Source organism: Bacillus glycinifermentans, assembly GCF_001042475.2.
Taxonomy (GTDB): domain Bacteria; phylum Bacillota; class Bacilli; order Bacillales; family Bacillaceae; genus Bacillus; species Bacillus glycinifermentans.
In genome coordinates, this window is sequence record NZ_LECW02000004.1 from 390,958 (window position 1) to 404,522 (window position 13,565).

General features: G+C 37.8%; 14 protein-coding genes and 4 pseudogenes. 10 read left to right on the plus strand and 8 right to left on the minus strand.

Features of this window, described 5'->3' with window-relative positions:
- Nucleotides 1-64 precede the first annotated feature (64 nt).
- On the plus strand, nucleotides 65-1,108 hold the full coding sequence (locus AB447_RS04890) for a nitronate monooxygenase (protein ID WP_048355453.1): 1,044 nt from the start codon (nucleotides 65-67) through the stop codon (nucleotides 1,106-1,108).
- Between the two features lie 103 nt (nucleotides 1,109-1,211).
- Here AB447_RS04890 and AB447_RS27445 read toward each other — a convergent pair whose 3' ends face one another.
- Nucleotides 1,212-1,670 (minus strand): molybdopterin-binding protein, encoded by a 459-nt coding sequence (locus AB447_RS27445; RefSeq protein ID WP_411801418.1) that lies wholly within the window; start codon nucleotides 1,668-1,670, stop codon nucleotides 1,212-1,214.
- Nucleotides 1,653-2,255, minus strand: a pseudogene (locus AB447_RS27450) (molybdopterin-dependent oxidoreductase); the annotation flags it as partial. The gene AB447_RS27445 and the pseudogene AB447_RS27450, both read right to left, overlap by 18 nt.
- 216 nt (nucleotides 2,256-2,471) lie before the next feature.
- On the opposite strand from AB447_RS27450, the gene murI reads away from it, so the two are divergent.
- The 3 genes and pseudogenes from murI to AB447_RS25000 form a co-directional block, all read left to right on the plus strand.
- Nucleotides 2,472-3,260 (plus strand): glutamate racemase, encoded by a 789-nt coding sequence (gene murI / locus AB447_RS04900; RefSeq protein ID WP_048355452.1) that lies wholly within the window; start codon nucleotides 2,472-2,474, stop codon nucleotides 3,258-3,260.
- Complete coding sequence (locus AB447_RS04905; protein ID WP_096891861.1) at nucleotides 3,257-4,261, plus strand: NADPH:quinone oxidoreductase family protein; 1,005 nt, start codon at nucleotides 3,257-3,259, stop codon at nucleotides 4,259-4,261. The genes murI and AB447_RS04905 overlap by 4 nt, the downstream gene beginning before the upstream one ends.
- A 354-nt stretch (nucleotides 4,262-4,615) precedes the next feature.
- Nucleotides 4,616-4,848 (plus strand): annotated as a pseudogene (locus tag AB447_RS25000) (hypothetical protein); the annotation flags it as partial.
- Nucleotides 4,849-5,133: 285 nt separating this feature from the next.
- On the opposite strand, the gene AB447_RS04910 reads toward AB447_RS25000, so the two are convergent.
- The 3 genes from AB447_RS04910 to AB447_RS04915 form a co-directional block, all read right to left on the minus strand.
- Nucleotides 5,134-5,703, minus strand: coding sequence for a flavin reductase family protein (locus AB447_RS04910; protein ID WP_048355450.1), 570 nt, complete (start codon nucleotides 5,701-5,703; stop codon nucleotides 5,134-5,136).
- A gap of 25 nt (nucleotides 5,704-5,728) precedes the next feature.
- Nucleotides 5,729-5,899, minus strand: a complete 171-nt coding sequence (locus tag AB447_RS25685) for an arginase (RefSeq protein ID WP_096891862.1) — start codon at nucleotides 5,897-5,899, stop codon at nucleotides 5,729-5,731.
- Nucleotides 5,900-5,978: 79 nt separating this feature from the next.
- Complete coding sequence (locus AB447_RS04915) at nucleotides 5,979-6,824, minus strand: MerR family transcriptional regulator (protein ID WP_048355449.1); 846 nt, start codon at nucleotides 6,822-6,824, stop codon at nucleotides 5,979-5,981.
- An 803-nt stretch (nucleotides 6,825-7,627) separates the two neighbouring features.
- Between AB447_RS04915 and AB447_RS25005 the strand changes: the two are divergent.
- A pseudogene (locus AB447_RS25005) lies at nucleotides 7,628-7,902 on the plus strand (hypothetical protein); the annotation flags it as partial.
- Between the two features lie 646 nt (nucleotides 7,903-8,548).
- On the opposite strand, the gene AB447_RS04920 reads toward AB447_RS25005, so the two are convergent.
- Complete coding sequence (locus tag AB447_RS04920; RefSeq protein WP_048353007.1) at nucleotides 8,549-8,899, minus strand: DUF2200 domain-containing protein; 351 nt, start codon at nucleotides 8,897-8,899, stop codon at nucleotides 8,549-8,551.
- Between the two features lie 480 nt (nucleotides 8,900-9,379).
- Between AB447_RS04920 and AB447_RS04925 the strand changes: the two genes are divergently transcribed.
- Nucleotides 9,380-9,712 carry a hypothetical protein gene (locus AB447_RS04925; RefSeq protein ID WP_048353006.1) on the plus strand — a complete coding sequence of 111 codons (333 nt, stop codon included), beginning with the start codon at nucleotides 9,380-9,382 and terminating at the stop codon, nucleotides 9,710-9,712.
- Nucleotides 9,713-9,973: 261 nt separating this feature from the next.
- Nucleotides 9,974-10,261: a hypothetical protein gene (locus AB447_RS04930; protein ID WP_048353013.1), complete on the plus strand. Its 288-nt coding sequence runs from the start codon at nucleotides 9,974-9,976 to the stop codon at nucleotides 10,259-10,261.
- 395 nt (nucleotides 10,262-10,656) lie between these two features.
- Here AB447_RS04930 and AB447_RS04935 read toward each other — a convergent pair whose 3' ends face one another.
- Nucleotides 10,657-11,154, minus strand: a complete 498-nt coding sequence (locus AB447_RS04935; RefSeq protein ID WP_048353005.1) for an SMI1/KNR4 family protein — start codon at nucleotides 11,152-11,154, stop codon at nucleotides 10,657-10,659.
- Nucleotides 11,155-11,242, minus strand: a pseudogene (locus AB447_RS27455) (hypothetical protein); the annotation flags it as partial. It abuts the gene before it with no gap.
- A 324-nt stretch (nucleotides 11,243-11,566) separates the two neighbouring features.
- On the opposite strand from AB447_RS27455, the gene AB447_RS04940 reads away from it, so the two are divergent.
- The 3 genes from AB447_RS04940 to AB447_RS04950 are packed head-to-tail and all read left to right on the plus strand — an operon-like array spanning nucleotide 11,567 to nucleotide 12,539.
- The gene (locus tag AB447_RS04940; RefSeq protein ID WP_048353012.1) at nucleotides 11,567-11,842 is read left to right on the plus strand and encodes a spore germination protein; all 276 of its coding nucleotides are present in this window, start codon (nucleotides 11,567-11,569) and stop codon (nucleotides 11,840-11,842) included.
- 13 nt (nucleotides 11,843-11,855) lie between these two features.
- Nucleotides 11,856-12,098 (plus strand): spore germination protein, encoded by a 243-nt coding sequence (locus tag AB447_RS04945; protein ID WP_048353004.1) that lies wholly within the window; start codon nucleotides 11,856-11,858, stop codon nucleotides 12,096-12,098.
- Between the two features lie 12 nt (nucleotides 12,099-12,110).
- Nucleotides 12,111-12,539 carry an Hsp20/alpha crystallin family protein gene (locus tag AB447_RS04950; protein WP_048353003.1) on the plus strand — a complete coding sequence of 143 codons (429 nt, stop codon included), beginning with the start codon at nucleotides 12,111-12,113 and terminating at the stop codon, nucleotides 12,537-12,539.
- Nucleotides 12,540-13,565: the final 1,026 nt, after the last annotated feature.

Below are 13,565 nucleotides of genomic sequence, written 5' to 3' on the forward strand. Positions count from 1 at the left end.
TCTTTGAGCAAAATTGAAAATGACACTTTTTTCAAAAAGTCATGTCTTAACGGGGGGATTCGGTATGAATGAATTTATGAAGATGTTTTCCTTAACGAAGCCTATTATTCAGGCTCCAATGGCTGGCGGTATTACAAAGCCACGACTTGCATCAGCAGTTTCGAATCAAGGCGCTCTCGGAAGTTTAGCATCGGGATACCTTACGCCAGAAATACTGGAACAACAAACAAAAGAAATGTTTGAGCTGACAGACGCTCCTTTTCAAATTAATGTGTTTGTTCCGTCAGACCTTGAAATGCCTTCAGAAGATCAAGTGGAAAAGTGGAAAAAAAACATCCCGTTAGCTGATCAAGTAAATCAATTCAAATCTGTACAAGAAGAGTGGGATGATTTCTATCAAAAAATTGATATTATCTTAAGATACAAAGTGAAGGCTTGCTCATTCACTTTTGATCTGCCGCCTGAAGATGCAGTAAAAGAACTAAAAGCCTCTGGATGCTGTTTAATTGGAACCGCTTCAACTGTAGAAGAAGCAATGTTAATGGAAGAACGGGGAATGGACATCGTCGTCCTTCAAGGCAGCGAAGCCGGTGGACATCGCGGAGCATTCCTGCCTTCCAAAGGTGAATCTGCCGTAGGTTTGATGGCTCTGGTTCCACAAGCAGCAGATGCACTGGGTGTTCCAGTCATAGCTGCAGGCGGAATGACAGACCACAGAGGGGTAAAAGCAGCTTTAACGCTTGGAGCACAAGGCGTACAAATCGGGTCTGCTTTTTTAATTTGCCACGAGAGTAACGCACATGCAGTACATAAACAGAAAGTACTCGAAGCAAACGAAGCAGATACAAAGCTTACGAAACTGTTTTCAGGCAAAGAGGCAAGAGGAATCGTGAATAAATGGATGGAAGAAAAAGAAGGATATGAAACACAAACCCTTCCATATCCTTATCAAAATACACTGACCAAGCCAATGAGACAGCAGGCATCACTTCAAAATAACCATGATCAGATGTCTTTGTGGGCAGGTCAAGGAATACGATCACTGACTGAGGAAATTTCGGTTAAGCAGCTTTTAAATAAACTTTGCCAGGAGGATGTAAAAATATAGGTGTATCTCATTGTTTATATAAAATAATAAAGTATAGCAAAAAAGCAAACTACGATAGATAGTTTGCTTTTTCTTCTTGATTTCGCGCCCTGGATGCTGAAACCTAGTCAATATTGGGATGTATATCTTTCTCGTCCAAAGAATTTTGAACGAAGATCATTGCCCTTGATACTTGATTGCGTCTTGAAGTTAAAGGCTGACAATTTCCTAATGAGTCGAACGCTCGGGCAATGATTAAATATTCACCTGCAGATTTTGGGAGCCAACGGAAAGAAAATTTTTGCCACTCAACATTCTTACGGGCCTCAACTATAGCTTCTTGCCAATTCTCTCCCCCATCAGTTGATACTTCAACTGATACAATTGGATTTTCTGCCCATGTCCAACCGAAAATATCAAGCACTTCTTGTTTAACCAATTGTCCATTTTGAGGATGTACAATCATACTGTTCGGACTTACAGCCCATACCGGTGACTCTTTTGGTTGTCCGTCTACTACTTCCCGGTCAACATAATATTTGGTTGTGAAATCACTTTTGCTTCTTGTATCGGAAACGATCAAATGAGTCAGCCATTTTGTAGAGTTAGTTCCATAATAGCCGGGAACAACAAGTCGAACAGGACCTCCTCTATCTACAGTTAACGGCTCGTCGTTAATTTCCAAAGCTATTAATACGTTTGGATTTAACGCCTTTGTCAGAGGAAGATCTTTCTCGTATTCGGCATAGTATTTTTGATTATAAATCCCTTGATCAAAACCCTTTGAAATAACAAAGCATGCCTCTTCTTTAACACCAACCATACTGAATAAATCCGCGAGCCTGACGCCTTTCCAGACAACGTTTCCAACTCGCCGTTGCGGCACTTTTGGATAAAGGGGATTTCCTGCACACTCATGAAACGCCATTACAGATGTTTGTGGAAATGCTTTTAAATCCTCCAAACTGAATTGATTCGGTTTATCAACCATTCCGTTGATACTTAGCATCCATTCACGATTATTAATACCAGGGATACCAAGATGCCATACTTTGAATAAATCCGCTTCCCTAGTAATTTTTCTCGAAAGGCTGTCTTTATCTTGATTCTGAATGAGCCCAAAGCCCGAAAACTTCATTGGTTGATTTGATTTTGATGACTTCAACATATTACACCACCAACATTTTTACTATTAAACATTTCCACCCTATCTCTCCCTTCTCAAGTTTTGCTCTAAGGTAACATATTGAATTAAAACTATCCTATTCGAAAAATAGATATCTCCCATATTAAATTCGAATATTAAAATGGTTCTTTTTCGTTTGATTAAGATGATATGAAGTCATATGATAAAAAAAGAATTAGATAGAAAGCGTGAAAAGTTATGAAAATAGGATTTTTTGATTCCGGAATAGGTGGAATGTCTGTATTATATGAGGCCATAAAAGTTCTTCCTTATGAAGATTACATTTTTTATGCAGACACTTTAAACGTTCCATACGGTGAAAAATCAAAGATAGAAGTTAGAGAATATATTTTTAATGCAGTTGAATTTATGGCCAGTCAAAATATCAAAGCTCTCGTTATTGCATGTAATACAGCTACTAGCATTGCGATAGAGGATCTTCGGAAAAATTTCGATTTTCCGATAATCGGAATCGAACCTGCTGTTAAGCCCGCTATAAAAAACTGTGAAGACGAAAGAAAAAGAGTTCTCGTAGTTGCTACTAACTTGACGCTTAAAGAAGAGAAATTTCATAATCTAGTCAAAGAAATTGATCACCATGAACTTGTTGATTGCTTAGCTCTTCCAGGGCTGGTTGAATTTGCTGAGAACTTTGATTTTAGCGAGGGAAAAGTTACAAAGTATTTAATGAATGAACTGTCTTCCTTTGATTTGAAAGAATACGGAACCATTGTGCTGGGATGCACTCACTTTCCGTTTTTCAAAAACAGTTTTGAAAAACTGTTTGGAGTACACGTTGATATCATTTCAGGCAGTATCGGTACTGCAAAACAGTTGAAGAAAATTCTTGATCATAACCAACTTGGTAAAGGATCGGGCTCAATCACCTTTTACAATTCCGGTCATAAAATTGAGGACCAAGAAATGATATCAAAGTACAAAAAATTGTTTGAAATATTAGATGAAAATCAAAAGGAGTATTTTTGAACATGGAATTCAACGCTCTGGTAATAAACAATGCAAATCATAATTTTTCAGTAAACGTCCAAAAGTTAACTTCTTCAGATTTGCAAAAGGGAGAAGTGCTTATTCGGGTTTGTTATTCCAGTGTAAACTATAAAGACAGTCTTGCAGCCATTCCTCAAGGGAACATTGTATCAACCTATCCATTTGTTCCTGGTATTGATTTATCTGGAGTGGTCGTCTCCTCAGAGGATGACCGTTTTCAAGCAGGAGACAGAGTCATTGCTACCAGCTATGAAATAGGTGTTTCCCATTTTGGCGGCTACAGTGAATACGCTCGGATTCCTGCTGATTGGATTGTTCCCCTTCCAGATGGGCTTACGTTAAAAGAAGCGATGATTATTGGTACTGCCGGCTTTACTGCTGCATTATCCGTACAGCGCCTTGAAGAAAATGATGTTACACCTGAAAAAGGCAGGGTACTTGTCACAGGAGCGACAGGCGGAGTCGGCAGTTTTGCTGTGTCTATTCTCTCAGCAGGCGGCTATCATGTTGAAGCAAGTACAGGAAAAGAAAAAGAAATCAGCTACCTGAAAGAACTGGGCGCTAAAACTGTTATTCATCGGAATGAAGTATATAACGGCACCTTAAAACCGTTGCAAAAACAAAAATGGGCAGCTGCTGTCGATCCTGTAGGCGGTGAACCTCTGGCATCAATACTTAGCCGAATTCAATACGGAGGGTCGGTGGCCGTTAGCGGGTTAACAGCCGGTACAAAGCTTCCATCCACAGTATTTCCGTTCATACTAAGAGGAGTGAATTTGTTGGGAATTGATTCCGTTTATTGTCCAATGGAAACTAGACAAAAAACGTGGCAGCGCCTAGCCGGTGAACTTAAGCCATCCAATTTAGAAAGCTTTGTTCAGAAAGAAGTAACGCTTGATCAATTACCGGATGTTCTTCCTACCTTATTAAGAGGCGAAGCAAGAGGAAGAATTGTTGTAAATATAGGAGAACGCAATTAATATGAACTAAGAAGCGGACCCGGAAAGTCTGCTTCTTTTTCTTTCGAACACACAATCATTGTATTAAGTTATACACTCAATAAAATAAATGCTCATCATTCATTTATAAAAACCCGGTATTCAAGCATTTGAAGTCATTCATTACAAGCAGTTGCATTATTTCATACTCCAAAATGCGCACTATTTTCAGGGCTGATAATACCTAGTACATGTCAAAGATGGCATGTCAGGGTACTTCAAAGTAATAGCAAAAAAGCTGCCAATATAGTTCGGTATTTTTTTAATTAGTTTGAGTTCCCCGACCAAGTAAAAGTATATTACCTGATAAACCTAACCGGTAACGGTAAGCTCCTTGAAGACGTCATCGACACCACCAGCTCAGGGCACTCTGCTTCAAAAAGTCAAAAAATACACCGACATCCTCAGGCCGCAGAGAAAAAGAAGTCATCGTCGGCCGCTTCGGCCATGATTTGAAGAAAGAGAAAAAGCAGCGCGCAGCCGCGAAGGAGCTCGGGATTTCGAGGAGCTATGTTGCCGGACCTGAGAAACGGATGATGAAGATGTTTCAAGGGGTTTGCCGGACGTAGAAGGTAAAGGGGAAGTGATCTGGTAAAATGAATTGAGTCTTAGAAATATCAAAAGACCGCAAAGCTTTCTTAAAGAATCTTTGCAGTCTTTGGGTCTCATTTTTGTTTGAGATAAGTTAATGGATTTTTAGCGGAATCCACTGCACATTTATTTTGATAAAGGATTTCTCTACTCTTACAAATTATTTGTCTGAGAAGATAGATTCATTTGGATGGAACCCAGGACACAGTGGTTTTATGAGCATGTATGCCATGTAACAATAAATATGGAGGAACCTGAATGTTTCAATCAGTATTGGGATAAAAATCGTGTTGATGTTCCTCTGCTTTGCTATTTAATATTCGATAGCTGGACCCTCCAATATGAAGCGGAATATCCAGTTTTTCTAAATTCGGCATTCCATTTTTTAAGAAAAGCTCTTTATCTTGATATCTCTGTAAAACTTCTCCCACAATCCACTCTTGATCGCCCAAAGTGGAAACACTGTGTACTTTACACTCATAAGCAAAATACGCATCAGTTAAAATCGGTACCTCGGCTTTTAGTCCTGCTTCGTATTGAATATGAAATGCTTCAAACTTATTTATATCTCTACCGCTACGGGTGCCTAGTGCTTGAATGAGTTCCGAACATCTCCCCGGAAGAAAATTGACACCGAAAACGCCACTTTTCTCAATCAATTTGTAAGTATATGTCTCTTTGTTTAATGATATCCCGTACATTCCGGGAGAAGATCCAATATACGTATGCCACCCGGAAGCCATTGCGTTTTTTTCACCTTCATATTGAGCCGTAACGACAGCTACCATTCCAGGGTAGGCGTACCAAATTGGTTCATCTATCGGTGTTCTCATCTTCATCGCTCCTTTTGTTTTAGATTCATTTTTTATTAAAATTTGAGAGGCTCGCATCTAAATCGACATGTTCTTCGTTAAATGGACTAATCGATTTAGATGCAAGCCAGTTTAATAAATGGGCTCCCAGCAGGCTGCTTACACCGTGCCATTGCGGCATGCGCAACCGAAGCATCCCATCTTCTTTATTTGTCATCTCATCCTTCCTTTCAAATATTCATCAGAACGATGCATAAATCATAAACCCTATAGCAACTATAGGGTCAAGGGGTTCGTTATTTTTTCCGCACTCTAAATTCTGTGAGGAAGTCTTCATCTCTTAATGAGTTATAGCTGTTTGGAAGAGAAACCTGATATACTTTTCCATCCGTTTGGATGCCGTAAGATTCAATAAAATGGTACAGTTTTTGATAATACGAAAAATAATTAGTTGAAGAGCAATCAAATGCAATGCACACATATTCACCGGATGGGATTGTATCTATCCTAATGTTTTGTTCTCCTGTATCTATCTTTACTCCATCATAAATCGTCGTATAAACACTGTTGCAATAAATATCACCGGAATCTTTATAAGGCTTTAAATCATAAATAAGTCCGTAATAGTTATCAACTATATCTCCTCTTTCTTCAAGGACTTCAGCCAGTTTTCGGTAATACAAATCTGATTGGTCATGAGGATTCACTTGAGGTGTCGCTACTTTTAAAATGGTTTGACCTTCTATATGTCGAACATAAACCAGACCTTCTTCTTTTTTAGTGCGTATCTCCAATTGTTCATGAAGCTGATTCTTTCTTCTTTGAAGCAATTGTCTGGCCCGTTCGAGTCTTTCCATTTCACGCTCAATCACGCTTTCTTGCTCCTCAAGAAAAGTTTGCATAAGTTCAGGGGTACATGTATGTGAGATAATGCGCTTAATTTCTTCCAAAGGCGTTTTAATATATTTGAGATATTTAATAATATCTAAATAAAAGAACTGTTTAACATGGTAATATCGATAACCATTATCCTGATCTTTACATTGAGGCTTGAAAATTCCGATCTTATCATAATAGCGCAATGTTTGAATGGAAATGTTATTTAGACGGGCTGTTTCTCCAATTGAAAAATATTCCTTCATCAATCTCATCCTTTCTTCGACTATATACGATTACCTATAAAATCCTAACTGATCGATCTTGAGAAAAAACCTATTAAGACGATCTTCTTTTTTGTTCTTTGTTTAACATATCCACGAAGAAATTTTCCTGTCTCATAACGATTTCTAGTTAAGCAGGCATAAACTATAGGGTTGTTACACAGCTTTAAAAATGGTTATGAAAGGGGTGAGTATCTGCCAGAAGATGATTAAAGAATCCACCAACTCTCCAAGGTATGGTGTACTCGTGCGCATTAAATTAACATTCTATATCATCTCATTGCTTTGACTCCATCTTCTGTTTCTTTATGTAGTAATTCACGATGGGATCATGGTTCTTCTGATCATCAAAACGCGAATGAGAATTAACCACATTATAGCAATTTCACAGTCAATAAGTGTATATAATGGCATGAATAGCTGCATTTTTAGCGGAAGATATGGAATTTGTGAGTCGGGGTATGAGCACTTCCTTCAGACGTTAATTCTTAGCCAATGGAGGAAGGCTCTTTTTTCTATCGAAAAGGCGATAAATCTAGGTATGGTAATGACTTGCTTCAAGTAACTGGTGTATGCCATCGCTTACCGCCGTATTAGTATCATTGATGTAATCTTGGACAATTTATACCAAGGCGAAGCATTACTTAACGTTAAAGCGTCATCGCCCAGTTCGTGTTTAATCCTACCTCAAATCTTGTCTACAGATGATCTACCGTAAGCTCTACCTGAGCAAAACTAGTCAATTCTTTATCACTTTCATGTAACAAAAACGGAAACCTGCGAGTGGCAACGAAATCAGCCTCACCGATGTCCTCAGGATCGGAAAACGAAGACGTTCATCGACACCATCCAGCTCAGGCACAGAGCTTGAAAAAGTCAAAAAATACATCGACATCACAGCAGAGAAAAAGAAGTCATCGTCGGCCGCTTCGGCCTTGATTTGAAGAAAGAGAAGCCGCAGCACGAAATCGCGAAGGAGCTAGGTGTCCGGACCTGAGAAACGCGCGCTGATGAAGATATTTCATGAGTTTAACGGGCGGAGAAGGAAAATCGGAAGTGATATCAATTAAGAGGTTCAGGACTATATCAACCTGGCTCTTTTATTTATTACATTGAAGCGGGCTAATCTTGGCTAGAAGAGGTGCATCTTCTGCAACCCTTTATCACGACTGTAAATACACATGTGAGTCTCTAACCAGCTTTTTATTTTTTTATACAATTTCTACATATTACCTTATCGATTTCCAGTGTTCTATCAACACATGGATAACCCATTTATTAAAGCCACAACCCTCTAACAACATTTGTTCAAAGAATTAGCATTATGTGAACAAATCTTTTTAGGATTTATAGTTTCAGAATCACACAATCTTCTCTTACTACTGTATAGTGACAGAATTCTGCCACTTGGATTTTCAGCCCCTTCTCACAAGAATATACTTTGATTTCCCGTTCGCAGGTTATCCCTCTGAAACCCTTGATTTAAGGCTTTGAAATAAAACATCTCGCAGAAACCCATTTTAGAACAACTAAAAAGAATCCATTTCGAAAAATGTTTGATCAAAATGGATTTCTTCTTTTGTGAATTAGTATACATTTTTTACAAAAAGTTTGATCATGTTTGGGCTCAATCAGGCCGATTATTTAAAATTGCTTAAAAATAAAGCTATATAATTCGAATCAGTATGTGTCTTTGTTATTAATAATTATTTACGTAAAATCTTCTCCATCGCTTTTCCCTTTGCTAGCTCATCGATTAGCTTATCCAAATAGCGAATTTCCCGCATCGTTGATTCTTCAATATCTTCCACCCGGATGCCGCAGACTACACCTTTGATCAAAGCACGTGAAGGATTCAATTGGGGTGCTTCCGCAAAGAAGGTCTCAAAGTCTGTCTGTTTTTCCAATTGTACTTCTAACTCTTCCTGGCTATATCCCGTCAGCCAACGAATGATTTCATCGACTTCAGATTTTGTTCGTCCTTTTTTCTCTGCTTTCGAAATATAATAGGGATAGACTCTTGCGACACTCATTGTATAAATCTGATGTTTGGTCATGGTACATCCTTCCTTTAACGTTAAATGGCCCGTTTGCGAAATTGTCACAATTCAGCTATTAACGTAATTGTATCAAACTTTTTTACGAGTTATCGAATTTTATTTAACATGATCAACTTTATTTCAAAGCCACATATGTTTTTGAATTCAAAGTTTGACACAAATAAGCGCTACCCTTTCTCTACAAAAAGACAATGTCTTTACAGACTAAGACCTTAGGGACAGTTTGGTAAATGAAGATCTTTACTAAACTCAATTGGACATTATGAACTGAAAGGGACGCGAGTCTAATGACGTACGCCTCATATCCGCTCCGATCTTCTCCGCTAATTCGGTCACCTATTTCCTCCTGTCAAACCACTCGTCCATTCGATCAAAACGCTTATTCATATTTCAAACTAAGCCAATCAACAGGATTGAATTACTTTAATTTTTTCGTGGATAATGGTACCATAAAAACAAAATAATGGTGTGGTCTTTTTGGCGAAAAATAATGATATTACAGATATATTCAAACAATCTGTGAAGCTGCTTTGTAAAATTAACAATATTTCTCCACGAAAACCTGGATTTGAAACCATCGACAACTTTGTCATTATTAGGGTTAAGAACCATCTAAAAGATGAGGTAGACTTAGATTGTTTTCATATTTTAAACCTGATTTACCGAATAGTCGGACCTTTTGGAATAAAATTCACTCAACATTTATGGCTCTTTCCAGATTCAAAAAGGGTGGACAGAATAGATGTATCCTTTAAAAATAAGGATTATGATGCTTTAAATGCAAAAATGAAAGAAATGACGGGAACATAAAACAGAGCAACCCCCTTATCCTGCTCTCTTACTTGATGTACCATATGAAAAGGATCCGACGAATAGAATTTATTTTATCTTTCGTTTTATACTTGTATTTAATTCTGGTGCTTCAAAGCGCGATTATCACTGATATTGACGTTATAAAAAGCCGGTCGTCTGCTTTCATGGGTGAAAAGAGGATGTGAAATTTAAGAAGGGTATGATTCTTTTATGAAAGGTCTTTGGATTTTTTTGAGTTGTGCTGTGATTGGAGTACTAATGAACACGATGAAAGAAAATTTCCCGCCTACTGTGACAACAATTGTTTTATTCGGTTTTGGGGCCGCTTGTCTGATACTTGACCGAATTAAAAGCAAGAGGAATCAAGATCAGAGTGACAAAAAGTATGAGTCTATATGGTGGACTGCAACATTACTCGTATTTCTGCTAATAATTTTAAATAATACTGTTATAAAAATTGAGATTTTAACTGTTATTATTGCGGTTGCATACATAATATTCATGGTAATTGTTAGGAGTAGACTGGGGAAAGCTAAAACAGATTAAGCAGGCCCCGTGGCATGCTTCGATCAATCTCGATATCTCTTGGCCTGCCTCTTGTTTGACGGGCTGTTCTGGATTCAATGACATCCTTCATGCTCTCTTTCTTCCGCAAATTCAAAACGGCCGACAATCAGCTGTACAACAAGCCATGTGTAAAAGATCAGCAACCCTGCAGGCTATCCATCTTGGGCTAAATATTCACGTTCGTTTTTCTTGTCTCTAATCATATTACAAAGCGATATCGGATTCAAATAAAGAAACTCCGAAAGGAAAAATCCAACATTTTCCTCTAAATAATAAAAATGACTGTCAAAGGTGTCTATGGCCGACCTGATAACAATAATGTTTATCCTTAATTTCTACAGCCATTGGATCTTACTCAAAAGAATTTAACAGTGTTATTCTTCCTCATCATATGCATCCCCAAGTGATTTAAAATCACTCTCCAACCAATACCAATAATGCCCCCTGTTCCTGATGAGTCTTTCGAACAAATCTGTAAACGAGGCAGCTACAATTTGTGACTCTCCAATGAGAGCATGCCGATTAAAGAAGCTATCATAGCATCTTCCTAGTCTCTTTTCATGAAGGTCAATTGTCAAATATTCATCCTTACCGTCATTACATATAATATACCAATTTGAAGAAATGTCTTCTTCACATAGTTCTCCGACAATTACCGGGTTAGCCAAGACAAATTCTTCCGGGGAAACAATGTGAATAGGATATTCTTCATTCTCATATAGAGATACTCCGCCACAAAGTCGATAGAACTCTTTTACATCTTCGGGTAGAATCTGCTTCGTCTGATCAATTTCCGGTAACCCTACAGGTTCATGAATCCGACAGTTAGGTAAAGATTTTATTTTAGTAATTAATTGATTAATTTTTGACATCTATTTTCCCTCCCTAACATTATATTGATTGAATGCTCTGTAATACTTTTGCTGCATCAAACATTTTTTCAGTTAATTCCTGTATCTCCCCACTTCCCAATCATCCTCTCCCTTTTCAAATATAATACTTTTAATAAATTCATCACTTGGATTTTCAAATCCTAAACAGCTAACTTTCATTTCTCTGCATTCATCTTGAGTGCTTCAATTCTTGATTCCATTGTACAAATTTTTTATACAAGAGATTGACCATTCGTCTTTCACTAATAAATAAAATTGGTGTAGCCAATGTGTCAGTGATGTCGCGTTCGTTTACAAAGGGTTAAAAGCGAGTAACATGCACGAACCTAAGGAACAATTGGGTACAGTAAAGCATACTGTAGTGTACAGAAGGATGGAAGGGGTTGATAAAATGCCGTCTACAGTAATCAACCTTTATTATTTAAAAATCAACAGCATTTCGGGCAATGGTTCAATTACAATAGGCGAGGCAGCCCATAACAGCCCTACCAGCAATAATAAATCTCAAGGGATCACTTCTTCTTTCGGTGATACATCACCTACAGAATCAATAATGGAAAACTTCTTAAATGATCCTGATGTAAATGATCAGACAGAAATCGGAAACTCTGATACAGCCAACATAAATTCTCCTCCGATTACACCACCGCCAATCATAGATTATTAAAGGAGTTTCATTTATGCCGTATCAAATTAATATTGCGAATATTAAGGTTAATGGAATCACGCAAAATGGAAATATGGACATCGGCCCAACTGTGCATAACAGTCATACGGCGAACAGCAAATATTTTGGAGCAAATTTTTCTTTAGGGGATTTTTCGCCTTCATCTTCACTTTTAAACACTGGAAATCTTGATACAGACGTCAGTGACCAAGATCAAATCGGAAACCCTTCTGCACCAATTTCAAATCAAATATAAGGAGAACCTCATATGAATATCGAAAAAATTCGAAAGTGGCTTGAGATTACTAACGAATACAAGCAAAATGACTTTTGGTCAAACGTATTTAAGCATAAAGGTCCTGAACAATTCTTTGAATCAGAAAATAAGATCATATATGATCTATATCAAGATGAAGAATATAATTTTATCATTGTGGAAGTGCCCGGCGTATACGAGGAGGAATTAATAATTCAATTAATCTCCAGAACGTTGCTGTTAATTAAAGGAACAATCACGCCTGTTTTTCCGTCCCAAATGGAGATCTCGCGAGAACGGTATTACGGAGAATTTGAACGGATTATTCAACTACCTGAACCAACCGAATCACATTTATTAAAACTACAGCTTTTGAACGGGCTGCTTCATGTTTCCTATCCAAGACAAGTTGAAACTATTTCTTTCAATAAAGGGTTATAACAGAACCACCCCTAATCACTCCTTATCAATTGGTACTTGTATATATTCTTTATACACTTGTCCATTAGCCAACAATTCTGTCATACGATGTATACCTGAAAGTTGTTCTGCAAATAACAATAAACCGAAGGGAGCAACCGTTCATTACAGGAGGATCTTTCTTTTGTTTTAGTTTTACCAACCATTCTTTTGAAAAGCAGTAATGAAGAATTTGCAACTTGATACATAGGTTTTTTATGTAAGATGAAAAAGTAACTTCGTAATGAATGATTCAATAATTTTAGGAAAAATCAAATTACAAAGACTTCTGTAATACTTATCAGCCTTTATCTAAATTCTTCACGCAAATTTTGTCGTGGCCCGTATCTTTTTTAATTAGTTCGAGTTCCTCAAACTTATAAAATATATATTCGCTTATAACCTGCCTTGTGACGCTGTGCTCCTGAACAAAAACAGTTCATTCTTTATCACTTTTTAACCTGTGAGCGGCACCGAAATCAGCCGATCGATGTCCTCGGGATCGGAAAACAGGCGTTATCGACATCATCCAGTTCAATATGGAGTTGGAAAAAGCGAAAAAATACATCGAATTTTGGACGGACGGGAATCCGGCAGATTCGGCCTTGATTTGAAGAAAGAGAAAAACGCAGCGCGAAATAGTTCGGGATCTCGCAGAGTTATATGACCGGACCTGAGAATGGGCGTTGATGAAGATGTTTCATGAGCCGGGTGAGAAGGTGCAAGCTGGCTTATTTTAGAAAAGGCAAGAAGATTCACAGCCATACAACTGCGATAGCTTTAGAGTAAAAAAGGAGCTTCCGCCTGGAAGCTCCTATACTATTGTTACGCATTATTTTTCTTCTGTCACAAATGACATATCAGACAGCCCTGTTTTCATACTCAAACCCCACCCGAAATTCTCAGTATTGAAGATCTCGGTATTCGTAATTTCTGCACGAATCCATCAGTTTCCGGGGGATTAAATGTCCAACCCTTTCCCTTGTATACTTCTTGATCATTGACCCA